This is a genomic window from Pseudomonas sp. PI1, from assembly GCF_000812405.1.
GTDB classification, from domain to species: Bacteria; Pseudomonadota; Gammaproteobacteria; order Pseudomonadales; family Pseudomonadaceae; genus Pseudomonas; species Pseudomonas citronellolis.
In genome coordinates, this window is record NZ_JWMC01000011.1 from 113,586 (window position 1) to 138,047 (window position 24,462).

Consider the following 24,462-nt stretch of genomic DNA (forward strand, 5'->3'; position numbering starts at 1 on the left):
CATGCAGAAAGTCATAGGCGCGCTGATCATCGTCGCCTGCGTCCTGGGCGGCTACGCCATGGCCAACGGCGACATGCGCGTGCTCTGGCAGCCGGCCGAGGTGGTCATCATCCTCGGCGCCGGCCTGGGCAGCCTGGTGGTGGCCAACCCGCGCGAAGTGCTGCTGGAGATGCTTTCCCAGGTCAAGGGCGTGTTCGTCTACAAACGCCGTGGCGAGGAGTTCCAGCGCCAGTTGCTGATGCTGCTCTATCAGCTGCTGGAGATGGTCGAGGTGGGCGGCCTGAAGGTGCTCGACGAGCACATCGAGGAGCCCGAGCAGAGCGAGCTGTTCGCCCGCTACCCGCTGATCCTCCAGGAAAGGAACCTGATGGCCTTCATCGCCGACAACTTCCGCCTGATGGCCATGGGCAAGATCAGCGCCCACGAGCTGGAAGGCTTCCTCGAACAGGAGCTGGACGCCATGGAGCACGCCCTGCTGCAGCCGTCGAAGTCGCTGCACAAGGTCGGCGAGGCCATGCCCGGCTTCGGCATCCTGGCGGCGATCATGGGCATCATCATCACCATGGGCAGCATCGGCGGCACCATCGGCGAGGTGGGCGCCCACGTGGCCGCGGCGCTGGTGGGCACCTTCCTCGGCATCTTCTTCTGCTACTGCCTGCTCGACCCGCTGTCCAACGCCATGGCCCAGCGGGTGAAGACCGAGCTGTCGGCGCTGGAATGCGTACGCACCACCCTGGTCGCCCACGTCGCCGGCAAGCCCACGCTGTTGGCGGTGGACGCCGGGCGCAAGCTGATCGAGCAGGACGTCAAGCCGGCCTTCCGCCAGCTCGAGACCTGGGTCAACCAGTACGAGGATGAAAGGGAAGCGGCATGAGGAAGCGTGGCGAGCAGCCCCACGAAGTCATCATCAAGCGGCGCGGCAAGAAGGGCCACGCCGAGGAGCACAGCTCCGCCTGGAAGGTGGCCTTCGCCGACTTCACCCTGGCGATGATGGCGCTGTTCATGGTGCTGTGGATCGTGCAGCCGCGCAGCGTGGTGCAGAATCCGGCGGTGGGCGACCTGCAGAGCAACCCGCTGGTGGACGGCGGCGCCGGGGTGTTCGACGGCTCCAGCCGCACGCCGGTGGAACTGGACGGCCTGCCCATGCCGGTGCAGCCGCAGAACCCGCCGCGCACGCCCGAGGGCAGCCGCGCCAGCGTCGACGGCAGCCAGCCGGGCGAGGGCAGCGGGCCGCGCCACTACGATTCCAGCGTCGACCTGCAGGAGCTGGCGGCGCTGATCCGCGCGGTTTCCGCGCAGACCGACGCGCTGGCCAACATCGAGGTCAAGGTGGTGCCCCAGGGCCTGCGCGTGCTGATCAAGGACGACCCCAAGCGCTTCATGTTCCCCCGCGGCAGCGCCATCCTCGATCCACATTTCCGCACGCTGCTGGCGGCCCTGGGCGGCGTGCTGGCGAAGGTCGACAACCGCCTGATCCTCAGCGGCCACACCGACGCCGTGCCCTACCGCGGGGCCAACGGCTACAACAACTGGAACCTCTCCGGCGACCGCGCCCTGCAGGCGCGCAACGTGCTGGTGGACGCCGGCCTGCCGGCGAACAACGTGCTCCAGGTGACCGCCCAGGCCGACGGCATGCCGCTGCTGCCGGAGGACCCGCAGAACGGCGCCAACCGTCGCATCGAACTGTTGTTGCTGACCGACAGCGCCGAGCAGCTGTACCGCCAGTTGTTCAGCGACGAACAGGCGCGTGTGCAGGTCGGTTCCGAGGGGGCGAAGTTCAGTGGTGGGCAGGGGGCCTCTGCGGCCAAGCCTTGATCAGGGCTCGCCGGCGAAGCGCTCGGCACAATAGAGCTGGCGGGTTTCCTCGGCTAACAGGCAGTCGCCGTGGGGCTGCAGGTTGAGCACGCTGTCGTTGTCGCTGCCGTAGAGCAGGTTGAACAGCAGCTCGTTGTCCAGCTGCGCGGCCTGCTGCAGTTCGGCCAGCTCGCTCTTTTCCACGCGCAGGCGTAGGTGGTCGAGGAAGCCCGACTCGACGTGGCCGGAGGTCTTCTGCACGGTATCGCCTTGGCGCGTCACCGCATAGAAGCGACCGTCGCGCAGCAGCAGGCTGTGCTCCAGGCGCAGGACGCGGCCGTCGGCGAGGATCAGCTGGCCGCTGCTGCGGTACCGGCCGTCGAACTCGCTGGCGGAGCGGTAGTTGAGCCAGGTGGCGGTCATCCCGCTGAACAGGCCCAGGCTCAGCATTGCGCTGCCGGCGAGCAGGTGCAGGCGCTTCATGGCAGGCAGCTCCGCAGTTGCTCGTCGCCCAGGCGGGCGAGCTGGTCCTGGTGGATCAGCAGCAGGCGGGTGGAGGCTTGGGCGCTGCTGCAGGCCACTTCGTAGAAGCCGGCATGGCGCGACAGGGTGAACTGCGCGGGCTGCTCGCTCAGCGCGGCCAGGCGCGCGCTCAGGGCGCCGGTGCGTTCGCGCAGCTGGGCCAGGCCCTGGGGGCGCGCATCGAAATAGGTGAAATGCTTATTGCCGATGTCCAGGTCCGCGCGCAGGTCCTGGGTTCGCTGCAGGGCATAGTGCAGCGTGGCGGCCAGGGCCAGCCCAACCAGCAGCAGCGGCGCCGCCACGGCCAGCAGCTCGGGCCTGCGCCAGCGGCGGGCCGGACGCAGCGGCGGGGTGGCGGGCATGGCGGCCGGGGCCGGTTCCTGATCGGGGAGGGGCGCGTCCTCGGCTTCGACCGGTGCGCGCACGGCGAAGCGCGGGTTGAGCATGTAGCCGCGGCGCGGCAGGGTCTGGATGATCTCGCGGCGCTTCTCGTCGCCGAGTATCTGCCGCAGCGTGTAGATCTGCTGGTTGAGGCTGCCCTGGCCGACCACCCGGTCGCTCCAGGCGTGGGCCAGCAATTCGTCGCGCGCCACCACCTCGCCGGGTTCGCGCAGCAGGCGTTCGAGCAGGCGGCTGCCGGAGAAGCCCAGCTCGACCTTTTCCTCGAAGCCCTCGCGCTGCAGCACCAACTGATACAGCTCGGGCTGGAAGTGGGCGAGGCAACCGTCGGCCAGGCCGGTACGGATGAGGCGGGCGGGAAGGGGGCGGGCGTCGGCGACGGGCGTGATCTGAATCATGTCCATGAAGCGTCTGGCAGCCTGTCCCTGTACGAATTCGTATCGGTTCTGATGAAGAGGGACGACATTCTGGCGTCAATAAAATGTAGAGACAAGTCCCATTTCTATACCTTTCTTGCTTGACAGATTACTAATTCCACTCGCGTCGCCGGATTCCCCGGCCCCAACGGCAAACGCCCCGAACGGGTCGGGGCGTTTGCTTTCGGTCAGTTGCGCGGGGCGGATCAGCCCAGCAGGGACATGACCATGCCCGGCATCTGGCCGGCCTGCTTGAGCATGGAGATGCCGGACTGCATCAGCATGCTGTTCTTGGTCATGGCGGCCGATTCGGAGGCGAAGTCGGCGTCCATGATGGTGCCCTTGGCCACGTCGGTGTTGTCCTTCATGTTGGCCAGGTTGTTGGCGGTGTGGTTCAGGCGGTTGATGTTGGCGCCGAACTGGGCGCGCAGGGTGCCGATGCTGTCCAGGGCGGTGCTCAGCTTGTCGATCATGCCGTTGGCGTTGGCCGCGCTCAGTTCGCTGCCGCTGGCGGCGGTGGCTGCGCCGCTGGCGGCGTAGACCGAGGAGATGTCGCTGAGCTTGGTGGCGACGTCGGTCAGGTTGCTGGAGGCGTTCACTTCCAGCGTCTCGGCGCTGCTGGCACCGATCTGGAAGTTGATGGCGGCGGAGAACTTGCCGTCGCTGCCGTCGACCTTGGTGCCGTCGCTGAACAGCTTGTCGCCGGCGTAGCTGGTGTTCTTCATGATGTTGGCCAGCTCTTTGCCCAGCTCGTCGTACTCGGACTGCATGGAGTCCTGGTCCTTCTCGCTGTTGGTGCCGTTGGAGGACTGGGTGGCCAGGTCCTTCATGCGCTGGACGATGTCGGTCATTTCGCTGAAGGCGCCTTCGGCGGTCTGCAGCAGGGACACGGAGTCGTTGACGTTGCGGGTGGCCACGGCCATGCCGCGGGACTGGGCGTCCAGGCGGGTGGCGATCTGCAGGCCGGCGGCGTCGTCGGCGGCGCTGTTCACGCGGTAACCGGTGCCCAGGCGCTGCTGGTTGGTGGCCAGCTTGGCGTTGGTCTTGTTCAGGTTGGTCTGGGTGGTCAGGGCGGAATAGTTGGTATGGATCGACAGAGCCATGGAGTGAATCCTCGGATTGGGCTTGTGTAAAGCCGGCTTTGATCGCCTGCTGAAGGGGTAGGGCGACCGGGATGGAAAAGGGCTTAAGGGCCGATTCGAGAAATTCTTGCGGGAGGCGGGAAGAGGGCATCGCGGGCAGGGCCCGCTCCTACGAAGAGCACCTCGGCGCGATCGACAAGGCAACTGCTCCAGCCGCACCAGGGACGCACGAACGGAGCGGACCTTGTCCGCGATAGCCAGAGGTATCGGCGCGATTCGCGGATGAGATCCGCTACGCCGCCTCACCCGTGTCATTCCCCTGTAGGAGCGCGCCCTGCGCGCGAAATCGCGGGCAGGGCCCGCTCCTACAGATTGCCGGGGGGCACGGTATTCCTCCCCCGTAGCGGACCTTGTCCGCGATAGCCGAAACCATCGGCGCGATTCGCGGATAAGATCTCCTACGCTGCCCCCATTCCCCTGTAGGAGCGCGCCCTGCGCGCGAATCGCGGGCAGGGCCCGCTCCTACGGGCTTTTTTATTCGAACGTGCTGCTGACCACCCCCGCCTCGACCACCCGCGCCTGGATCACCTTCTCGCTGCTCAGGTTGCGCACCTTGATCACTTCGCCCTGCTGCCCGTTGGCCAGGGCCTGGCCCGGGGTGCTGGCCTGGATGCCGTCGCGGCTGGCGTTGATGCGGACCTGCTGGCCGCGCTTGACCAGTTGCGCGCTGCTGAGCACCTGCGGGGTGAGCAGCTGGCCGGCGCGCAGGCGGCGGCGGGCGCCCTGGCCGATGACCTGTTCGGGGCGGGTGAAGAAGCCGTGGTGGGCGCGGGCGATGTTCTGCGCTTGCAGCTTCAGGTCGCCGGCGCCCAGGACCTGGCCGCGGTCGATGATGGCGGCGGTCACCAGCACCGGCAGGAAGACGTCGGCCTGGCTGCTGACCGTCACCGCCCAGCCGGCGCCGTCCGCGCAGCGGACTTCGTAGCGCTGGCGGGCCAGGGCCGAGGGTTCGTCGCTGCGCCTTTGCAGTTGCAGCGGCTGGCTGCAGGGCGCTGGCGGCAGGCTGCCGAGCAGTTCGTGGCTGAACTGGCTGCGCAGGCCCTGCCAGCCGTTGCGCCGGGCTTCTTCACGCAGTTGCGCATCCAGTTGCGCGCTCACCGCCTGTTCGACCTGCGCGCGGGCTTCGCCGGCGGCCTCGCACATGGGGCTGGCCAGGCCGGCGGCGAGGACCAGGAAAAGGGCGGAAAGGCTTTTTCCGCCCCGGCCCGCCAGGCGACGCGAAAGCGGAAGCCGGGGGGCGACCGGGGGCTGGCGGTGTGGGCTGGAGGTCAGTGAAATCAAGGCTTCGCTCGCTGTTCTCAAGTTAGGCACGGTTCCTGCTGAAGGGGACGCCAGCAAGAGTCAGGCCGGAGACAGCCACCGATGAGCATACGGGTAGAAGAATCCCTCGCCGTGCACGTGCGTGCGCTGCAGGTGCGCACCCAGCGCAGCGAAATCCTCGCCGCCAACCTGGCGAACCAGGACACCCCGGGCTTTCTCGCCCGCGATATCGACTTTGCCGGCGAGATGCGCCGCCTCGACCCGCAGGCCGAGGACGCCGGCCTGGCCTTCGCCGATGACGACGCGCAGCTGAAGTACCGCATCCCCAACCAGCCGTCGGAAGACGGCAACACCGTCGAGCAGGGCGTGGAGCAGTCGGAGTTCGCCCGCAACGCCATGGGCTTCCAGACCAGCCTGACCTTCCTCGGCATGAAGTTCCGCGGCCTCAAGCAGGCCATCGAAGGACGTTGAGCATGGCACTGGACTCCATCTACCGCATCGCCGGTTCCGCGATGACCGCGCAGACCGTGCGCCTGAACACCGTGGCCAGCAACCTGGCCAACGCCGATTCCGCCGCCTCCAGCGCCGACGCCGCGTACAAGGCGCGCAAGCCGATGTTCGCCGCCGTGTACGGCAACGACGAACTGGTGCGCGACGCCGGCATGGGCGGCGCCCGTGTGCAGGTGCTGGACGTGGTGACTTCCGGCACCGCGCCGCAACGCCGCTACGAGCCGAACAACCCGCTGGCCAACCGCGATGGCTACGTCTACTACCCGGACGTCAACGAGATCGAGGAAATGACCGACATGATGTCGGCCACCCGCAGCTTCGAGACCAGCGTCGACGTCCTCAACCGTGTACGCAGCATGCAGCAGGGCCTGCTGAAGCTGGGAGAACAGTCATGACCAGCAGCGTCAACGGCACCAACTCCGCCAGCGGCAGCAGCACCGGCGGCGACAGCGTCGGCGTCAACCTGACCGACGTGTCGCAGCTGCAGAACAACTTCATCACCCTGATGGTCGCGCAGATCCAGTACCAGGACCCGACCGACCCGGTGGACAGCACCCAGTTCGTCAACCAGTACTCGCAGCTGTCCCAGGTGCAGAGCCTGGAGAACCTCAACACCATCCAGAAGAACAGCCTGGTGCTGGCCGACAACCTGCAGAACCTCACCGCCGCCGGCCTGGTGGGGCAGAAGGTGATGGTCTCGGTGGACAGCCTGCAGCTGGACGACGCCGTGGTCGATGGCCAGGTGCAGCTGGAGCACGCCTCCACCAGCACCACCCTGAAGCTGACCAGCGCCGCCACCGGCGAGGTGACCAAGCTCGCCCTCGGCCCGCAGGAGGCCGGCAGCGTGGCCTTCAGCGTCGACCCGCAGAAGCTCGGCCTGGTGCCGGGCAAGTACAGCGTCGAGGTCGAGACCAGCAGCGGCGAGAAGCCCAAGGTCGAGGTCGGCGGCAAGGTCAGCCACGTGCGCGTCAGCGACAGCGGCCCGGTACTGGAAGTCGAGGGCACCGGTTCCGTGCCTTTCTACAACATCGTCGAATTCGGCAGCGCGGCTGCCTGATCCCGCCCAGGAGAACCCCGATGAGCTTCAATATTTCCCTGACCGGGCTGAACGCCGTCAGCGAACAGCTGGACACCGTCAGCAACAACATCGCCAACGTCGGCACCGTCGGCTTCAAGTCCTCGCGCACCGAGTTCGGCAGCGTCTACGCCGACAGCCAGGCGATGGGCGTGGAAGTGCTGGGCAGCACCCAGAGCATCAGCCTCGGCGGCAGCCTCACCAACACCAGCCGCAACCTCGACCTGGCCATCTCCGGCGCCGGCTTCTTCATGGTCAAGAGCGCCACCGGCGAGACCCAGTACACCCGCGCCGGGGTGTTCAACACCGACAACGCCAACTACATGGTCAACGCCTCCGGCCAGCGCCTGCAGGGCTACTCGGTGGACGCCGCCGGCAACCTGCAGGCCGGCGTGCTCGGCGACCTGCAGGTGAAGACCGCCAGCCTGCCGGCCAAGGCCACCGACAGCCTGGACTTCGTCGCCAACCTCGACGCCGACGGCGAAGTGCCGGCCCTGGCCTTCGACCCGGCCGACGCCTCCACCTACAACTCCACCTACACCACCAAGGTCTATGACTCCCAGGGCAAGGAACACACCCTGACGCAGTACTTCGTGAAGACTGGCGACAACACCTGGACCAGCCACTACTACGCCGACGGCAACGCCGTGGGCACCCAGGCGCTGAGCTTCGACAGCGCCGGCATGCTGACCTCGCCCAGCGCGCCCTTCACCCTCAGCGTCGGCGGCCTGGCCGGCGGCGTGAACGCCCTGGCGATCAACGTCGACTACACCGGCACCACCCAGTACGGCTCCGACTTCGCCGTCACCACCAACAAGGCCTCCGGCTATGCCTCCGGCGACAAGACCGGCCTGACCGTCGACGAGGACGGCATGGTCTACGTCAACTACAGCAACGGCCAGCGCCTGCTGCAGGGCCAGGTGGTGCTGGCCAGCTTCGTCAACCCCGAGGGCCTGCGCGCGGTCAGCGGCACCGCCTGGACCGAGACCTCGGCCTCCGGCGGCCCGCTGGTGGGCGCCCCCGGCGGCGGCCAGTTCGGCGACCTGGTGGCCGGCGCGCTGGAAGGCTCCAACGTCGACCTCACCGCGCAACTGGTGAGCCTGATGGAAGGCCAGCGCAACTACCAGGCCAACACCAAGGTGCTGACCACCGACAAGGAACTCACCCAAGCGCTGTTCGGCGCCGTCTGAGGCTGACCCATGGACCGCCTGGCCTATACCGCGATGAGCGCCGCCAGCCGCACTCTGCAGTCGCTGCAGGTGCGCGCCAACAACCTGGCCAATGCCAACACCCCGGGCTTCCGCGCCGACATGGAGCGCGTCAGCGCTGTGGACGTGAGCGGCTACGGCTACGACAGCCGGCACCTGGCGCGCCTGGAGAACAACGGCGTCGACATGGCGCCCGGCACCCTCACGGTGACCGGCCGCGACCTCGACTTCGCTATCCGCGGCCAGGGCCTGATCGCCCTGCAGGACGGCGAGGGCGAGGCCTACACCCGCCACGGCAGCATGCTCGTCGACAGCGAGGGGCGGCTGACCATCAACGGCCGCCAGGTGCTGGGGGAGGGCGGCCCGATCGTCCTGCCCGAGTACGACAGCGTGAACATCGGCGAGGACGGCACCGTCTCGGTGATGCCCCGCGGCGACTACCTGATGACCGAGGTGGACCGCATCAAGCTGGTCGACGCCCCGGCCGCCGAGCTGCAGAAGAACGCCGCCGGCCTGCTGGTGCGCAAGGACGGCCAGCCGGCCGAGGCCACCGACAACGTGCGCCTGGTCAGCGGCTACCTGGAGGCGAGCAACGTGTCGTCGATCGACCAGCTCACCGCGACCATGAGCCTGAACCGCATGTTCGAGACCCAGGTGAAGATGATGAAGGCCGCCGAGGACATGTCGTCCGCCGGCGACCGCCTGCTGCGCGACTGACGCGCCCCGTACAACCCGGCCGCGCCGCGCGCGGCCCGCGAAGGAGATACCGCATGAGTTCGGCACTGTGGGTGAGCAAGACCGGCCTGGCCGCGCAGGACACCGCGCTGTCGGCGGTGGCCAACAACCTGGCCAACGTCAACACCACCGGCTTCAAGAGCGACCGGGTGGTCTTCGAGGACCTGTTCTATTCCATCGACCGCCAGCCCGGCGCCCAGGCCGACCAGGTCAACACCGTGCCCTCGGGCATCCAGCTGGGCAGCGGCGTGCGCGTGGCCGGCACGCAGAAGGTGTTCACCGAAGGCAGCATGCAGACCACCGGGCAGCCGATGGACCTGGCCGTGGTCGGCCGCGGCTTCTTCCAGGTGGAAGCGCCCAACGGCGACACCCTGTACACCGAGAACGGCCAGCTGCAGCTCAATTCCGACGGCGTGGTGGTCAACGCCCAGGGCCTGCCGCTGATCCCCAACATCGAGGTGCCGGCCGGCAGCAGCAGCTTCACCGTGGGCAGCGACGGCACCGTCACTGCGATCATGGCCGGCGAGACGCAGCCGACCCAGCTGGGCCAGATCACCCTGGTCAACTTCACCAACCCGGCGGGCCTCGAAGCCCTGGGCGGCAACCTCTACCGCGAGACCGTGGCCAGCGGCCAGCCGGTGGAAGGCGTGCCCGGCGAAGACGGCCTGGGCACCCTCAAGCAGGGCGTGCTGGAAGGCTCCAACGTGCAGGTGGTGGAGGCCATGGTCAACATGATCGCCATCCAGCGCGCCTACGAGGCCAACGCCAAGGTGCTGGACGCCGCCTCCGGCATGCAGCAGTTCCTCAACCAGACCGTATGACCGCCATGAGCCGCCTGCCGACGCTGCTCGCCCTGCTGCTGCTGGGCGGCTGCGCGAGCTTCAACGAGATGCTCCCGGAAGAGGACTCCAGCGCCTACCAGCCGCCGACCCTCGACTACAGCCTGCCGCCCACCACCGGCGGCGGGCTGTACCGCCCCGGCTACTACGGCGGCCTGGTGCAGGACCAGCGCGCCCTGCGCGTGGGCGACGTGCTCACCGTGGTGCTGGAGGAGCAGACGCAGTCGAGCAAGAGCGCCGGCACCAGCTTCGACAAGAGTTCCAGCCTGGGCATCGGCATCCCCACCATCCTCGGCCACAGCTACGACCGCCTGGAAAGCTCGGCGGACAGCTCGCGGGACTTCAAGGGCGACGCCAAGAGCGAGCAGCAGAACTCCCTGCGCGGCGCCATCGCGGTGACCGTGCACCAGGTGCTGCCCAACGGCACCCTGGTGGTCCGCGGCGAGAAGAATCTGCGCCTGAACCAGGGCTCGGAGTTCATCCGCCTCACCGGCCTGGTGCGGGTGGAGGACATCAACCGCAACAACCAGGTGTCCTCGCAGAACGTCGCCAACGCCAACATCTCCTACGCCGGGCGCGGCGTGCTCAACGACAGCAACTCGGCCGGCTGGCTGACGCGCTTCTTCACCCATCCTCTGTTCCCGCTGTGAGGCGCTGCCGGCCATGCGAGCCATCCTGAAATACCTGCTGCCGCTGACGCTGTTCTGCTGGCCCCTGGCGACTCGCGCCGTGCCGCTGCTGGAACTGGTGGACGTGGAAGGCATCCGCGGCAACCAGCTGATCGGCTACGGCCTGGTGGTCGGCCTCGACGGCACCGGCGACAAGACCCAGGTGAAGTTCACCAGCCAGTCGGTGGTGAACATGATCAAGCAGTTCGGCGTCAACCTGCCGGCCAACATCGACCCCAAGCTGAAGAACGTCGCCGCGGTGAGCATCACCGCCGAAGTGCCGCCCTCGTACAGCCCCGGGCAGACGGTGGACGTCACCGTGTCCTCGCTGGGCGACGCCAAGAGCCTGCGCGGCGGCCAGCTGCTGCTCACGCCGCTGCGCGGCATCGACGGCGAAACCTACGCCCTGGCCCAGGGCGCGGTGGCCGTGGGCGGCCTCAACGCCAGCGGCCAGAGCGGCTCCAGCGTCACCATCAACACCGCCAACGGCGGGCGCATCCCCAACGGCGCGACCGTCGAGCGGATGATCCCCAGCGACTTCGCCAGCCGCCCGGACATCATGCTCAACCTGCGCCAGCCCAGCTTCCAGACCGCCGCGCACATCGTCACCGCGCTGGAAAACCTGCTCGGCGCCGGCAGCGCCCAGGCCCTGGACGGCACCAAGGTCAGCGTGCGCGCGCCGGTCTCGGCCAACCAGCGCACCAGCTTCATGGCCCTGCTCGAAGGCGTGGAGGTGCAGGAAGGCCGCGAACGGCCCAAGGTGGTGTTCAACAGCCGCACCGGCACCGTGGTCATCGGCCAGGGCGTGCGGGTGAAGGCCGCCGCGGTGTCCCACGGCAGCCTCACCGTGACCATCAGCGAGAACCCCCAGGTCAGCCAGCCGGCGCCGTTCTCCGGCGGCCGCACCACGGTCACGCCGCAGTCCGACGTCAACGTCGCCCTGGACAAGAAGCCGATGTTCCGCTGGCCCGAGGGCGCCAGCCTGCAGGGCATCATCGACACCGTGAACAGCCTCGGCGCCACCCCGGACGACGTCATGAGCATCCTCCAGGCGCTGGAGAAGGCCGGCGCGCTGAACGCCGAACTCATCATCATCTAGGGCGCGCGCATGAGCATCGTTTCACTCCCCACCGCGCTGAACGCCGCGCGCGGCCAGGACGGCAACCCCCAGGCGCGCCTGGAGGCGGCCGCCGAGCAGTTCGAGGCGCTGTTCCTGCAGCAGATCCTCAAGCAGATGCGCAAGGCCGGCGACGTGCTCTCGGCCGGCGGCATCGGCCGCAGCCGCGACCTGGACACCATGCGCGACTTCTACGACGGCGTGCTCGCCGACAACCTGGCCGAGCGCAAGCAGACCGGCATCGCCGCGCTGCTGGTGCGCCAGCTTTCCGGCCAGGACGCCGACAGCCGCGGCGAGGCGCTGGCCGGCGGCGACCAGCTGGGCCTGCCGCGCAGCCTGCAGCAGGCCGTGGCGGCCGACTGGCAGCGTGGCGTGCAGGCCGCCGGGCGGCTCTGGCAACGCGGCAGCGCGGCCTTCGGCGAACTGGTGGACAGCCTGATCGACCACGAATCCGCCGGCGACGTCGCTGCCATCTCGCCCAAGGGCGCCCGCGGCCTGATGCAGCTGATGCCCGACACCGCGCGGGAAATGGCCGCCAAGCTGGGCCTGGAGTTCGACCCGCAGCGCCTGACCCAGGACGGCGCCTACAACCGCCAGCTCGGCAGCGCCTACCTCGACGAGATGCTGCAGCGCTACGACGGCCACCGCGCCCTGGCCCTGGCCGCCTACAACGCCGGCCCCGGCCGGGTGGACGAGTGGCTGAAGAGCAACGGCGATCCGCGCCGCGGCGAGATCAGCGGCGAGGCCTGGATCGAACGCATCCCCTTCGAGGAAACCCGCCGTTACACCCGCGGCATCCTCGACGACCTCGATCGCCGCGGCCAGGCCGCGGCGCCGGCGCCGCTTAAGCCGGCGGCCGAACCGGTCGCCTATCAACAGCAGGGCACGCAACACCAGGCACTCTCCGCCGCCTTCGCCCAACCGATCCGCCTTCAGCCCAAAGGGAAGCAGTCGTGAGCAATTTGACGCAGATCGCCTACAGCGGCGTGCGCGCCTCGGAGATCGGCCTGTCGATCACCGGGCAGAACACCTCCAACGTCAACACCCCCGGGTTCAGCCGCCTGTCGGTGCTCACCAGCTCCCTCGGCGGGCAGGGCTCGCTCAGCCCCGGCGGCGGGGTGAAGGTGACCGGCATCCGGCGCATGTCCGACGACTTCCTCAACCAGCAGCTGTGGCGCGCCACCACCGCGCAGAACTACTACAGCAACGCCCAGCAGTACCTGGGCGCGCTGGAGGACCTGATGTCCAGCGACGGCGCCAGCATCAGCGTCGGCCTCGACAACTTCTTCGCCGCCCTGAGCGAGGCCAGCGCCACCCCGGACTCCACCGCCCTGCGCCAGCAGATCATCGCCGAGACCGGCAACCTGGCGCAGCGCTTCAACACCCTCTCCGGCAACCTCGACACCCAGCTCAAGTCCCTGCAGGAACAGCGCGGCACCATGGTCGGCGAGATCAACGGCCTGACCGGCAACATCGCCCTGCTGAACAAGAAGATCGTCGCCGCGCAGTCCGCCGCCGCCGACCCCTCGGCCCTGCAGGACCAGCGCGACGCGCTGATCACCCAGCTCAGCCAGTACAGCAGCATCCGCACCAGCGCCGCCGCCGACGGCTCGGTCTCGGTGTCCCTGGCCAACGGCCAGCCGCTGGTGGCCGGCGCCTCCGCCGCGCAGCTGAAGGTCAGCCTGACCAGCAGCGGCGAGCAGGACGTCAGCCTGGCCTTCGCCGGCACCCAGTTCGCCATCCACCAGCAGGACCTGGGCGGCGCCATGGGCGCGCTGTACGACACCGAATACCAGACCCTGCGGCCGAACCTCGACAGCCTGGCGCAGATGGCCACCCAGGTCGCCGACCTGGTCAACTCCACCCTGGCCGGCGGCTACGACCTCAACGGCAACCCCGGCCAGGCGCTGCTGCAGGCCAACCCCGGCAGCACCGGCAAGCTGCTCAGCCTCACCGGCCTGCAACCCACCGAACTAGCGCTGTCCGACAGCGCCGGGGAGAAGGGCAACAACGGCAACCTGCTGAAGCTGATCGACCTGAAGAGCCAGGTCATCACCCTCGACGGCAACCAGGTGACGCTCAACGACGCCTACGCCGGGCTGATCGGCCGGGTAGCCAGCGACAGCCGGCAGAACCAGGCCGACCTGGACACCGCCAAGACCGTGATGCAGCAGGCGCAGAACCAGCGCGACAGCGTCAGCGCGGTGAACCTGGACGAGGAGGCGGTCAACCTGATGACCTACCAGCAGGCCTACCAGGCCAACATGAAGGTCATCAGCACCGCCAAGGACCTGTTCGACAGCATGCTCGCGGCGTTCTGAACGCCGTAGCCCGCCACCCGACGAGACGCCCCATGCGCATCACCAATTCGCAGAGCACCGCCATCCTCCTGGACTCGATGAGCCGCAACACCGAGAAGATGTCGCAGCTGATGCAGCAGATGTCCAGCAGCAACCGCATCCAGCACCCCTCGGACGACCCCATCGCCGCGGTGCGCATCCTGCGCATCCAGCGCTCGGAGGCCAGCCTGGCCCAGTACGGCAGCAACATCGCCGGGGTCTCCGGCAACCTGTCGATCCAGGAAACCAACCTGCAGTCCACCTCCGACACCCTGCTGGACATCCGCGACCTGCTGCTGTGGGCGGCCAACGGCTCCAACGCCAACGAGCAGCTCGGCGCCATGGCCGGCGAGCTGTCGAACCTGGAGAAGACCCTGGTCAGCTACCTCAACGTCAAGGACGAGGAGGGCCGCTACCTGTTCTCCGGCACCCTCACCGACCAGCCGGCGGTGACCTACGACGAGGCCAGCGGCACCTACAGCGCCACCGGCAACGACAAGACGCGCCAGGCGGTGGTGGCCAACGGCGTGATGGTCGACGAGAACGTCGCCATCCGCCCGCTGTTCGGCAACGGCATGGACCTGCTCAATGGCCTCCATGCCCTGGTGGCCAAGCTGCAGGACCCGGCCCTGGACAGCAGCGACCCGGCCATCCAGCAGAGCATCGAGGCCACCCTCGACCTGCTGGACGACAGCCACGGCAAGCTGCTGTCGGCCATCACCGACCTGGGCGGGCGGCAGAACACCCTGACCCTGCTGGACAACAGCAACCAGGACATCTCCCTGGTCAACCAGAAGGTCGAGGGCGACCTCTCGGCGCTGGACTACGCCAAGGCCAGCATCGACCTGGGCAACTACAAGCTGGCCCTGCAGGCGACGCAGAAGACCTACCTGACGGTCAACGGCCTGTCGCTGTTCAGCCTGCTCTGAGGACCCTGGCGCGATGAAGGTCGAGAACCCGTTCCCGGCGGTCGCCGCCATCGACGGCCAGCCGCGCCAGGCGCCGCCGGCAGTGGGCGAGCGCACCCTGCGCCAGCGCAAGCCGGCGCGCAGCGCGGCCAGCGCCGGCGAGCGCAGTGTGGGCAAGGCTGCCGGTTTCAGCATCCAGCTCAACCAGCAGCTCAGCGCCATGCAGAGCGCCGAAGGCTACCTGGGCGAGCTGGCCGACCGCCTCAACCAGCTCAAGCTCAGCCTGGGCCGCGAGCTGGGCAGCGGCCAGGGCGGCAACCGCAAGCAGCTGGAGCAGCCGCTGCAGCAGGCCGCCGAGCTGCTGGCGCAACGCCGCGAGCGCAGCGCCGGCGGGCTGGACGCCAACCTCGACCTGCACCTGCACGAAGCGGCGCGCACCCGCTTCGCCATCGACGGCCTGGCCACCCTCGACGAAGCCCGCGCAGGCGGCCGCGAGACCCTGCTGTTCCACACCGGCCGCGCCCAGGGTGAACCCGGCGTGGTGGTGCTGGACGACGCCATGAGCGACCAGCAGTTGCTGCGCAGCTTCAACGTCGGCCTGGCATCCAGCGGCATCCGCGCGGAACTCGACGCCGACGGCAGGCTGACTTTCTCCATGGCCGAGGCCGACTGGCGCAAGCAGGGCGGCCAGCTCAATGTGCAGGGGGAGGGCAAACGCTTCGCCAAGGACCGCGCCAGCCCTGCCCGCACCCGCGAGCAGCGCCTGCTGGACCTGCCGCAGAGCCTGGCCGGCAGCGACCAGCGCGAGCTGCGGCAGATGCTCGACCAGGTGATAGACGCGCTGGACCGCATCGGCACCCTGCGCGACCAGCTACGCCAGCGCCAGGGCGAGATCCGCGAGTTCTTGGCCCGCCAGGCCGACCGCGACGAGCAGCAATGGGCGCAGGACTACGCGGCGTCGGTGTTCAACCTGGTGCGCGACAGCGGCTCCAGTTACGCGGCGGTGACCCGGACCGTGGTGGCCCAGGCCAACCTGAGCCGTTTCGCGGTGGTCAGCCTGCTTTCTTGAGCCGGGCTTGTTAAGCTGCGCCGAACCCTGGGGCCGATCGACGGTCCCAGTTCGCAGACGACGGACAGGAAGGCTCCGTCCGCACCCTTGACAATGACGGTTAGGTCGATCCGCATGGTTTACGTACAACGCGATGGGCAAGGAAATCTGTTGAGAGTGGAAAGCCAGCCCTTCGAAGGCATGAACGACACGCTGGCCTACCAGAGCGACGAGCTTCGGCAATGGCTGGATGCGCGCACCGAGGTGCGCAGCCGGCTGGACCTGCTGCGCCAGTCCGACCTGGAAGTGATCCGCGTGCTGGAAGACGTGGTCAATGTGCTGGTCGAGCGCGGGGTGATCCGCTACACCGACCTGCCCGAAGCGGCCCGCCGCAAACTCGACGAACGCGCGGTGGCGCGCGCCGAGCTGGAAGGCCTGGCGGACCACCCCGGCGACGGCGACTGAGCGGCCGCACCGAGGCGCTTTTCGCAGGATGGGTACCGCTTCGCTCAACGCCATCCTACGAAAAGCCGTGCCCGTCCGTAGGGTAGGAGCGGACCTTGTCCGCGATGGCCGGACGTTCCAGCGCGGATCGCGGATGAGATCCTACGCCGCCCCCACCTGCGCCATGCCCCTGCAGGAGCGACTGTCTTGCCCCGCGCGCCGAGGCGCTCTTCGTAGGATGGGTTGAGCCTGCGAAACCCATCGGGCCATGGTGATGGGTATCGCTGCGCTCAACGCCATCCTACGTCGCTGAGCCAGGCACCGCCCCCCTGAAGGAGCGAGCTTGCTCGCGAACCCCCGGGTTTGAAAGTCGGCATCGGGGCGCAGGGCGGCTGGCCGCTCGCCTAGACTGGCGGCATCGCCCCCGGAGCCCGCCCATGATCCCACTCGCCGAGCGCATTGCCGCCCTGGACTGGCCAGCGCTGGCCGCGCGCCTGGACGCCGGCGGCCACGCCCTGGTCCCCGGGCTGCTCGACCCGCGTCAATGCCAATGGCTGCGCGCCCTCTACGCCCGCGACGAACCCTTCCGCAGCCGGGTGGTCATGGCCCGCCACGGCTTCGGCCTGGGCGAATACCGCTACTTCGCCTATCCCTTGCCGGCGCCGCTGCAGACGCTGCGTGAGGCCTTCTATCCGCCCCTGGCGAACATCGCCAACGCCTGGCAATGCCGCCTGGGCCTGGCGCCGGCATACCCGCCGCAGCACGCCGAATTCCTCGAACGTTGCCACGCCGCCGGCCAACTGCGCCCCACGCCATTGCTGCTGCGCTATGGCGAGGGCGACTACAACTGCCTGCACCAGGACCTGTACGGCGAACTGGCCTTCCCGCTGCAGGTCGCCATCCTGCTGTCGCAGCCGGGCGAGGAGTTCGGCGGCGGCGAGTTCGTCCTCACCGAACAACGCCCGCGCATGCAGTCGCGGGTGGAGGTGGTGCCGTTGTGCCAGGGTGATGCCGTGGTGTTCGCCGTTTCGCAGCGGCCGGTGCGGCGCGCGCGTGGGGACTATCGGGTGAGCATGCGCCATGGGGTCAGCCGGTTGTTGTGGGGGGAGCGGTTTACATTGGGTGTCATCTTTCACGATGCGCTTTGAGGGCTGCCCTGCGTACCATCGCCTGCCGTACAGCAGACGAAGGAGCGTGCAATGCATTACGAGGTCGTGGTGGCCCATCGTAGCGAGTATCCGGAGCCGATCACTTTTGCCAGGGGCGCGTTGCTGAAGGTGGGTGAGCGCTACGAGGGGCCTGAGGGTTGGGACGATTGGTACTTCTGCGCGGCGGCTGGGCGGGAAGGCTGGGTGCCGGCTCAGGTCTTCGAGCGGGTGGGCGAGGGCGTTGGGCGGGCGCTGGAGGACTATACGGCGCGGGAGATGGAGGTGGGGGTTGGGGAGAGAGTGGTTGGTGGCAGGATTCTTGGGGGATGGGTCTGGTGTTGCCGGGAAGGGGATTCGGGGTGGGTGCCTTTGGCGTGTCTGCGGGCGTTGGGTTGACGCTGTTGACGCTGCTCAAGAGCCCCTCTCCCTAACCCTCTCCCTGAAGGGAGAGGGGACTGTCCGTGCCGATGCTGGAGCCGTGCCTCATTGAGGTTTCAGACGCGGATAAAACGACCAGGGAGATTTGGAATATCGCTTCAGGCCATACGGCCCCCTCTCCCTCTGGGAGAGGGCTGGGGTGAGGGTTGCGGGCCTGCAGCAAACACCCAAACCCCATCCGAGCCCCCCAAAAAAAGCCCCAGCCTGGCGCCAGGGCCGGGCCGCCATCCGCGGCCCAATGTCAGAGGCTCCTGTTCAGTGACGCTCGAGGAAATCCATCAGCAGCGCATTCACCGCTTCCACCGCCTCCATCTGCAGCATGTGCGCCTGTTCCGGCAGCACGTGGACTTCGGCGCTCAGGCCCTGGGCGTGGCTGGCCGGGATGATGGCGTCGGCCTCGCCCCGGATCACCAGCGCCGTGTCCACGCCTTCCAGGCGCTTGTACTTGAGCATGTCTTCCAGCATCTGCCGGTTCACCAGCGCGGCGTCGGAGAACAGCTGTACCAACTGCGGCTTGAGGGCATTGGCCAGCCCCGAGCGCCAGGCCCTGCTCGACGCCCTGGTGCGCCACCGCTGGCAGCCGGGCCCCGCGGCCCAGGCCCTGGGCATCTCGCGGACGACGCTGTACCGCCGGGTGAAGCAGCACGGCATCGAGATGCCGCGGGCGAAACGCGAACCCGCCTGCTCTTCGCACGGCGGAAACCATGGCCCGGCAGGCTCCCCCTACGGGAAGCCTGCGCCTTATACCCTGCCCAGCCTGATGGTCAGCGGCCAGCTCACCTGGCGCGTTTCCACCTCGCCCCAGGCCGCCTGCAACTCCCCGCGCAGCGCCTCGACCGGGTCCTGGCCGGTGGCCTGGCGGTAGCTGGCCACCGCCGACCAGCTGTACAGGTAGTCGACCAGGCGCTGGAAACTCCACTGCGCCTCCAGGGCGAAGGGTGGCGTCTCCACGCGCTCGAAGGGGAAGGGGATGGTTTCGTAGCCGGTCTCCACATGCTTGCGTTCCGGCGCCCAGTAGGGGCCGACCAGGTCGTGGTAGAGATGGCGGATCAGCGCGTCCAGGCGCTCGTCGATGTTCAGCAGGTTGTAGGAGACCACCGCCAGCAGCGCGCCGGGGCGCGACACGCGGCGCACCTCGGCATAGAAGCGCTCGACGTCGAACCAGTGCAGGGCCTGGGCCACCAGGGTGAGGTCGACGCTGGCCGACTGCAGCGAGGTGCTTTCCGCCGGTTCGCAGCGGTAGTCGATGTTGGCCTCGCGGGGGGCCTGTTCCAGCTGCTTGGCGTTGATGTCGGTGGCCACCACCTGCTGGAAGTGCCGGGCCAGATCGAGGCTGGCCTGGCCCGAGCCGCAGCCGCAATCCCAGGCCAGGGCGGTGGAGGGCGCCACCTGCGCCAGCCAGGCGAAGAACGCCGGATCGTAGGTCGGGCGACCGGCGCGGTAGGCGTCGGCCTGCTGGCTGAACAACTGGCGGGTGTCGGTCATGGGGGAGCTCCGGGAGCGGCGGGCGGGGGACTATCTTGCCGGTGGGGCTGGGAGAGGCTCAAGGGGCGGAGTCAGCCCCGATGCTCCGGCACAACCGGGAAACTCCGTTCGCGAGCAAGCTCGCTCCTACAGGTGCAGGAGACATGCTGTCGTAGGATGGGTTGAGCGAAGCGATACCCATCGCCACGGCCACATGGGTTTCGCAAGCTCAACCCATCCGGGCATAAAAAAGCCCCGCGATCAGCAGCGTGCGTCGCGGGGCCAAGTGGCCGGAGAGTGGCCAGGGAGGAACCTGTCAGGCCCGGGGTTGCCAGCCGCCGCCCAGGGCCTTGTAGATGGCGACTATGCCGCGGTAGACGTCGACTTCGGCCAGGGCCTGGGCGTCTTCGGCGGCCAGTTGTTCGCGCTCGGCGTCCAGCAGGTTTAGGAAGTCCAGGGTGCCTTCGCGGTATTGCACGCCGGCCAGTTCGGCGGCCTTGCGGCTGGCCTCGGACTGGCGCACCAGCACCAGCATGCGCTGCTGGCGCTTGCCGTAGTCGCTGAAGGCGTTGGAGGACTCTTCCAGGGCCAGCAGCACCTGCTGCTCGTAGCTGGCGAGCGCGGCGTCGGCGTCGGCCCTGGAGGCGCGCAGGCGGGCGCGCACGCTGCCCAGGTCGAAGGCGGCCCAGCTGATGGTCGGCGATACGCCCCAGGCGCGGGCGGCGCCTGAGCCTATCTGCGAGCCGCGCCCGGCGGTGTAGCCGAGGAAGCCGCCGAGGCTCACCCGCGGGAACAGGTCGGCGGTGGCCACGCCGACATCCGCCGTGGCCGCGGCCAGCCGGCGTTCGGCGGCGGCGACGTCGGCGCGGCGGCGCAGCAGGTCGCCCGGGTCGCCGATCGGCAGGGCCTTGGCGATGGCCGGCAGCTGTTTGGGCGAGAGGTCCACGCTGAGCTGGTCCGGGCGCTGGCCGAGGAGGGTGGCGATGCGGTTGCGCTGGCGCACTTCCTCGGCCTGCAGTTGCGGCAGGGTGGCTTCGGTGGCGGCCAGGCGCGCCTCGGCGCGCTGCACGTCCAGTTCGTTGCCCACGCCGTTGTCGCGCAGCTGAATGGTCAGGTCGCGGGACTCGCGCTGGTTCTTCAGGTTGTCGCGGGCGATGCCTTCCCTCAACTGCGCGCCGCGCAGTTGACCGTAGGCGTCGGCCAGCTCGGCGACCAGGCTGACCTGCAGCTGCTGCAGGTCGGCCTGGGCCGCCTGGCTCTGGGCGTCGGCCGATTCCAGTTCGCGGCGCACGCGGCCGAACAGGTCGACTTCCCAGATCATGTCCAGGCCCAGGTCGTAGCGCTCCTGGTTGACGCGGTCCTCGGTCTGCCCGGGCACCTGGCCCTTGCCGACCTCCGAGGAGACGCGGCTGGTCACGGTGGGGAAGCGGTCGTTGGAGACGTCGTCGCGGATCGCCCGCGAGGCCAGCACGCGGTCGTAGGCCACGCGCAGCTCGCGGTTTTCCTTCAGGGCCTGGTCGACCAACTGGCTCAGCACCGGGTCGTCGAACTGTTTCCACCAGGCGTCCTCGAAGCGGCTGCGGTCGAAGGCTGCCGCGCCGGTTTCGAGCTTGGCCGGCGCGGTGTCCGGCTGCTGGTAGTCGGGGCCGACCATGCAGGCGCTGAGGCTCAGGGCCAGCAGCGCCGGGGCGAAGTGTTTCAGGTTCATGCGTGGCTGGCCTCGTGGGTCAGGCGGGCTTGTTTCTTCGCTTCGCGGGCTTCCATGAAGCGGCGGATGAGGACGTAGAACACCGGTGTCAGCAGCAGGCCGAAGAAGGTCACCCCGAGCATCCCGGAGAACACCGCGACGCCCATGGCATGGCGCATCTCGGCGCCGGCGCCGGTGGACAGCACCAGCGGCACCACGCCCATGATGAAGGCGATGGAGGTCATCAGGATCGGCCGCAGGCGCAGGCGGCAGGCTTCCAGCACGGCGGCGACGCGGTCCATGCCTTCTTCCTGCTTGTCCTTGGCGAACTCGACGATGAGGATGGCGTTCTTGCACGCCAGGCCCACCAGCACGATCAGGCCGATCTGGGTGAAGATGTTGTTGTCGCCGCCGGCGACTATCACCCCGCCGATGGCCGACAGCAGGGTCATCGGCACGATCAGGATCACCGCCAGCGGCAGGCCCCAGCTCTCGTACAGCGCGGCCAGCACCAGGAAGGCCAGCAGCACGCAGAGCGGGAAGACGAAGGCCGCGGTGTTGCCGGCGAGGATCTGCTGGTAGGTCAGGTCGGTCCACTCGTAGGTCATGCCGTTGGGCAGTTCCTGCTTGAGCAGTTTCTCCATCGCCGCCTCGGCCTGGCCGGAGCTGTAGCCGGGCGCCGCGGCGCCGTTGATCTCGGCGGTGATGAAGCCGTTGTAGTGCATCACCCGGTCGGGGCCGGAGGTGTCGCTGATCTTGATGAAGGTGGCCAGGGGGACCATTTCACCGAGGTTGTTGCGCACCTTCAGCTGGCCGATCTGTTCCGGGTCCAGGCGGAAGCGCTGGTCGGCCTGGACGTTGACCTGGTAGGTGCGGCCGAAGCGGTTGAAGTCGTTGGCGTACAGCGAACCCAGGTACACCTGCAGGGTGTCGAAGATGTCGCTGATGGCCACGCCGTGGGTCTTGGCCTTCTCGCGGTCGATGGCGGCGTCCACCTGCGGCACGTTCACCTGGTAGCTGGTGAACACCGACATGGGGTTCAGCTCGGGCAGCGCGCGGGCCTTGGCGAGGATGTTCTGGGTCTGCGTGTAGAGCTCCTCGTAGCCCAGGCTGCCGCGGTCCTCGACCTGCACGCGGAAGCCGCCGATGGTCCCCAGCCCCTGTACCGGCGGCGGCGGGAAGATGGCGATGTAGGCGTCCTGGATGTCGGCGAACTGCTTGTTCAGCTCGGCGGCGATCTCGCCGGCGGACATGCCCGGGCCCTTGCGCTGGTCGAAGTCCTTCAGCGGGGTGAAGACGATGCCGCTGTTGGGGCTGTTGGTGAAGCCGTTGATCGACAGGCCCGGGAAGGACACGGTGTGCTCGATGCCCGGGTGCTTGCCGGCGATTTCCGACATGCGCTTGATCACCGCCTCGGTGCGGTCGAGGGTGGCCGCGTCGGGCAACTGGGCGAAGGCCACCAGGTACTGCTTGTCCTGCTGCGGCACGAAGCCGGTCGGGGTGCTGGAGAAGCCCAGATAGGTGAGGGCGATCAGCCCGGCGTAGATGAACAGGGCGATGGAACTGCCGCGCAGCACGCGGGTGACGGTGCCGACGTAGCCATGGCTGGCGCGGTCGAAGAAGCGGTTGAACGGGCGGAACAGCCAACTGCCCAGCAGCTTGTCGAGGATCAGCGAGAAGCGGTCCTTGGGCTCGTGGTGGCCCTTGAGCAGCACGGCGGCCAGCGCTGGCGACAGGGTCAGCGAGTTGAACGCGGAGATCACCGTGGAGATCGCGATGGTCAGCGCGAACTGCCGGTAGAACTGCCCGGTGAGGCCGGAGATGAACGCGGTCGGCACGAACACGGCGCACAGCACCAGGGCGGTGGCGATGATCGGCCCGGTCACTTCCTTCATGGCGCGCTTGGTGGCCTCGATCGGTGTCAGCCCGAGGCCGATGTTCCGCTCGACGTTCTCTACGACCACTATGGCGTCGTCCACCACGATACCGATGGCCAGCACCAGGCCGAACAGCGACAGCGCGTTGAGCGAGAAGCCGAAGGCGTGCATCACCGCGAAGGTGCCGATCAGCGACACCGGCACGGCGGCCAGCGGGATGATCGACGCGCGCCAGGTCTGGAGGAACAGCACCACCACCAGCACCACCAGCACCAGGGCTTCGAACAGGGTGTGCACCACCGCCTCGATGGAGCCGCGGACGAAGATGGTCGGGTCATAGACGATGGAGTAGTCCACGCCCTGGGGGAACTGCTTCTTCAGCTCGGCCATCTTCTCGCGCACCTCGTTGGAGATGGCGATGGCGTTGGAGCCGGGGCGCTGGAAGATCGGGATGGCCACCGCCGGCTGGTTGTCCAGCAGCGAGCGCAGGGCGTACTGGCTGGAGCCCAGCTCGATGCGGGCGATGTCCTTCAGGCGGGTGATCTCGCCGTCGGGGCCGCTGCGGATGATGATGTTCTCGAACTCTTCCTCGCTGACCAGGCGGCCCTGGGTGTTGATCGACAGCTGGAAGCTGGTGGCGCTGGGCGCGGGCGGCGCACCGAGGGCGCCGGCGGCGACCTGGCGGTTCTGCTCGCGGATGGCGTTGACCACGTCGGTGGCGGTGAGGTTGCGCGAGGCCACCTTGTTCGGGTCCAGCCATACGCGCAGCGAGTAGTCGCCCATGCCGAACAGCTGCACGTCGCCCACGCCGTCCAGGCGCGCCAGCTCGTCCTTGATGTTGAGGATGGCGTAGTTGGACAGGTAGAGCATGTCGTAGCGGTTGTCCGGCGAGGTCAGGTGCACGACCATGGTCAGGTCGGGCGAGGCCTTGTCGACGGTGATGCCGATGTGGGTGACCTCCTCGGGCAGCTTCGGCTCGGTGCGCGTCACGCGGTTCTGCACCTGTACCTGGGCGTTGTCCAGGTCGGTGCCCAGGGCGAAGGTGATGGTCAGCGTCATCTTGCCGTCGGCGGTGGACTGCGAGGACATGTAGAGCATGTTCTCGACGCCGGTGATGGCCTGCTCCAGGGGCGCGGCGACGGTCTCGCCGATCACCTTGGGGTTGGCGCCGGGGAAGGTGGCGCGCACCACCACGGTGGGCGGCACCACTTCGGGGTATTCGCTGATCGGCAACTGGAACAGCGAGATGGCCCCGCCGATCAGGATGATCAGCGAGAGCACGGCGGCGAAGATCGGCCGCTGCACGAAGAATTGCGAGAAGTTCATGGTTCGTTCCTGGCGCGCGGGGCGCTAAACCCTGGGCAAAAGGTCACCCGCGGCCCTGGGTGGGGCCAGGGCCGGGTACTGCGTTGTCGATGTGCCCC

The 24,462-nt window shown here is 68.3% G+C and carries 24 protein-coding genes and 2 pseudogenes; 18 read left to right on the plus strand and 8 right to left on the minus strand.

Going from position 1 to position 24,462, the window contains the following annotated elements; all coding sequences use genetic code 11:
* Nucleotide 1: 1 nt before the first annotated feature.
* On the plus strand, nucleotides 2-874 hold the full coding sequence (gene motA / locus RN02_RS04605) for a flagellar motor stator protein MotA (protein WP_043313286.1): 873 nt from the start codon (nucleotides 2-4) through the stop codon (nucleotides 872-874).
* Nucleotides 871-1,815 (plus strand): OmpA family protein, encoded by a 945-nt coding sequence (locus RN02_RS04610; RefSeq protein ID WP_043313288.1) that lies wholly within the window; start codon nucleotides 871-873, stop codon nucleotides 1,813-1,815. Before motA ends, RN02_RS04610 begins: the two co-directional genes overlap by 4 nt.
* Here RN02_RS04610 and RN02_RS04615 read toward each other — a convergent pair whose 3' ends face one another.
* The 4 genes from RN02_RS04615 to flgA all read right to left on the minus strand — a co-directional run bounded on the left by RN02_RS04615 (nucleotide 1,816) and on the right by flgA (nucleotide 5,416).
* Entirely contained in the window at nucleotides 1,816-2,277 is a 462-nt protein-coding gene (locus tag RN02_RS04615) for a hypothetical protein (RefSeq protein WP_051879055.1), read from the minus strand. It lies immediately after the preceding gene.
* Nucleotides 2,274-3,119, minus strand: coding sequence for a winged helix-turn-helix domain-containing protein (locus RN02_RS04620; protein ID WP_043271837.1), 846 nt, complete (start codon nucleotides 3,117-3,119; stop codon nucleotides 2,274-2,276). Before RN02_RS04620 ends, RN02_RS04615 begins: the two co-directional genes overlap by 4 nt.
* A gap of 218 nt (nucleotides 3,120-3,337) precedes the next feature.
* Complete coding sequence (gene lafA / locus RN02_RS04625; protein WP_043313291.1) at nucleotides 3,338-4,234, minus strand: lateral flagellin LafA; 897 nt, start codon at nucleotides 4,232-4,234, stop codon at nucleotides 3,338-3,340.
* 513 nt (nucleotides 4,235-4,747) lie between these two features.
* Nucleotides 4,748-5,416 carry a flagellar basal body P-ring formation chaperone FlgA gene (gene flgA / locus RN02_RS04630; RefSeq protein ID WP_052267644.1) on the minus strand — a complete coding sequence of 223 codons (669 nt, stop codon included), beginning with the start codon at nucleotides 5,414-5,416 and terminating at the stop codon, nucleotides 4,748-4,750.
* A gap of 219 nt (nucleotides 5,417-5,635) precedes the next feature.
* Here flgA and flgB point away from each other — a divergent pair, with 219 nt between their 5' ends.
* The 15 genes from flgB (at nucleotide 5,636) to RN02_RS04705 (ending at nucleotide 17,968) form a co-directional block, all read left to right on the plus strand.
* Nucleotides 5,636-6,004 carry a flagellar basal body rod protein FlgB gene (gene flgB, locus RN02_RS04635; protein ID WP_009622749.1) on the plus strand — a complete coding sequence of 123 codons (369 nt, stop codon included), beginning with the start codon at nucleotides 5,636-5,638 and terminating at the stop codon, nucleotides 6,002-6,004.
* A gap of 2 nt (nucleotides 6,005-6,006) precedes the next feature.
* A complete protein-coding gene (gene flgC, locus RN02_RS04640) occupies nucleotides 6,007-6,438 on the plus strand; it encodes a flagellar basal body rod protein FlgC (RefSeq protein ID WP_043271835.1) in 432 nt (143 codons plus the stop codon).
* Nucleotides 6,435-7,100, plus strand: a complete 666-nt coding sequence (locus RN02_RS04645; RefSeq protein WP_043313292.1) for a flagellar hook capping FlgD N-terminal domain-containing protein — start codon at nucleotides 6,435-6,437, stop codon at nucleotides 7,098-7,100. Before flgC ends, RN02_RS04645 begins: the two co-directional genes overlap by 4 nt.
* 20 nt (nucleotides 7,101-7,120) lie before the next feature.
* Nucleotides 7,121-8,308, plus strand: coding sequence for a flagellar hook protein FlgE (flgE, locus tag RN02_RS04650; RefSeq protein WP_043313294.1), 1,188 nt, complete (start codon nucleotides 7,121-7,123; stop codon nucleotides 8,306-8,308).
* Nucleotides 8,309-8,317: 9 nt separating this feature from the next.
* Nucleotides 8,318-9,043, plus strand: coding sequence for a flagellar basal body rod protein FlgF (locus RN02_RS04655; RefSeq protein WP_043313295.1), 726 nt, complete (start codon nucleotides 8,318-8,320; stop codon nucleotides 9,041-9,043).
* A 53-nt stretch (nucleotides 9,044-9,096) separates the two neighbouring features.
* The gene (gene flgG, locus RN02_RS04660) at nucleotides 9,097-9,882 is read left to right on the plus strand and encodes a flagellar basal-body rod protein FlgG (protein ID WP_009622739.1); all 786 of its coding nucleotides are present in this window, start codon (nucleotides 9,097-9,099) and stop codon (nucleotides 9,880-9,882) included.
* Between the two features lie 5 nt (nucleotides 9,883-9,887).
* Nucleotides 9,888-10,550 carry a flagellar basal body L-ring protein FlgH gene (gene flgH / locus RN02_RS04665; protein WP_043313434.1) on the plus strand — a complete coding sequence of 221 codons (663 nt, stop codon included), beginning with the start codon at nucleotides 9,888-9,890 and terminating at the stop codon, nucleotides 10,548-10,550.
* Between the two features lie 13 nt (nucleotides 10,551-10,563).
* The gene (locus tag RN02_RS04670) at nucleotides 10,564-11,667 is read left to right on the plus strand and encodes a flagellar basal body P-ring protein FlgI (RefSeq protein WP_043313296.1); all 1,104 of its coding nucleotides are present in this window, start codon (nucleotides 10,564-10,566) and stop codon (nucleotides 11,665-11,667) included.
* 9 nt (nucleotides 11,668-11,676) lie between these two features.
* The gene (locus RN02_RS04675) at nucleotides 11,677-12,642 is read left to right on the plus strand and encodes a lytic transglycosylase domain-containing protein (protein ID WP_043313297.1); all 966 of its coding nucleotides are present in this window, start codon (nucleotides 11,677-11,679) and stop codon (nucleotides 12,640-12,642) included.
* Nucleotides 12,639-14,006 (plus strand): flagellar hook-associated protein FlgK, encoded by a 1,368-nt coding sequence (gene flgK / locus RN02_RS04680; RefSeq protein ID WP_043313298.1) that lies wholly within the window; start codon nucleotides 12,639-12,641, stop codon nucleotides 14,004-14,006. The genes RN02_RS04675 and flgK overlap by 4 nt, the downstream gene beginning before the upstream one ends.
* A 32-nt stretch (nucleotides 14,007-14,038) precedes the next feature.
* Nucleotides 14,039-14,953 (plus strand): flagellar hook-associated protein FlgL, encoded by a 915-nt coding sequence (flgL, locus tag RN02_RS04685; RefSeq protein ID WP_043313299.1) that lies wholly within the window; start codon nucleotides 14,039-14,041, stop codon nucleotides 14,951-14,953.
* A 13-nt stretch (nucleotides 14,954-14,966) separates the two neighbouring features.
* Nucleotides 14,967-16,001 (plus strand): hypothetical protein, encoded by a 1,035-nt coding sequence (locus RN02_RS04690; RefSeq protein ID WP_043313301.1) that lies wholly within the window; start codon nucleotides 14,967-14,969, stop codon nucleotides 15,999-16,001.
* Between the two features lie 114 nt (nucleotides 16,002-16,115).
* Nucleotides 16,116-16,445 (plus strand): hypothetical protein, encoded by a 330-nt coding sequence (locus RN02_RS04695; protein ID WP_043313302.1) that lies wholly within the window; start codon nucleotides 16,116-16,118, stop codon nucleotides 16,443-16,445.
* Nucleotides 16,446-16,861: 416 nt separating this feature from the next.
* Nucleotides 16,862-17,572, plus strand: coding sequence for a 2OG-Fe(II) oxygenase (locus RN02_RS04700; RefSeq protein WP_043313303.1), 711 nt, complete (start codon nucleotides 16,862-16,864; stop codon nucleotides 17,570-17,572).
* 51 nt (nucleotides 17,573-17,623) lie between these two features.
* On the plus strand, nucleotides 17,624-17,968 hold the full coding sequence (locus RN02_RS04705) for an SH3 domain-containing protein (protein ID WP_043313309.1): 345 nt from the start codon (nucleotides 17,624-17,626) through the stop codon (nucleotides 17,966-17,968).
* Between the two features lie 297 nt (nucleotides 17,969-18,265).
* On the opposite strand, the pseudogene RN02_RS04710 reads toward RN02_RS04705, so the two are convergent.
* Nucleotides 18,266-18,535 (minus strand): annotated as a pseudogene (locus RN02_RS04710) (acetoin dehydrogenase dihydrolipoyllysine-residue acetyltransferase subunit); the annotation flags it as partial.
* A gap of 7 nt (nucleotides 18,536-18,542) precedes the next feature.
* On the opposite strand from RN02_RS04710, the pseudogene RN02_RS32105 reads away from it, so the two are divergent.
* A pseudogene (locus tag RN02_RS32105) lies at nucleotides 18,543-18,671 on the plus strand (helix-turn-helix domain-containing protein); the annotation flags it as partial.
* 80 nt (nucleotides 18,672-18,751) lie between these two features.
* Here the strand turns inward: RN02_RS32105 and RN02_RS04715 are convergent.
* From RN02_RS04715 to RN02_RS04725, 3 genes are all read right to left on the minus strand, one after another.
* On the minus strand, nucleotides 18,752-19,495 hold the full coding sequence (locus tag RN02_RS04715) for a class I SAM-dependent methyltransferase (RefSeq protein ID WP_043313313.1): 744 nt from the start codon (nucleotides 19,493-19,495) through the stop codon (nucleotides 18,752-18,754).
* 295 nt (nucleotides 19,496-19,790) lie between these two features.
* The gene (locus RN02_RS04720; RefSeq protein WP_052267645.1) at nucleotides 19,791-21,182 is read right to left on the minus strand and encodes an efflux transporter outer membrane subunit; all 1,392 of its coding nucleotides are present in this window, start codon (nucleotides 21,180-21,182) and stop codon (nucleotides 19,791-19,793) included.
* Complete coding sequence (locus tag RN02_RS04725) at nucleotides 21,179-24,364, minus strand: efflux RND transporter permease subunit (protein ID WP_043313314.1); 3,186 nt, start codon at nucleotides 24,362-24,364, stop codon at nucleotides 21,179-21,181. Before RN02_RS04725 ends, RN02_RS04720 begins: the two co-directional genes overlap by 4 nt.
* Between the last annotated feature and the right edge of the window lie 98 nt (nucleotides 24,365-24,462).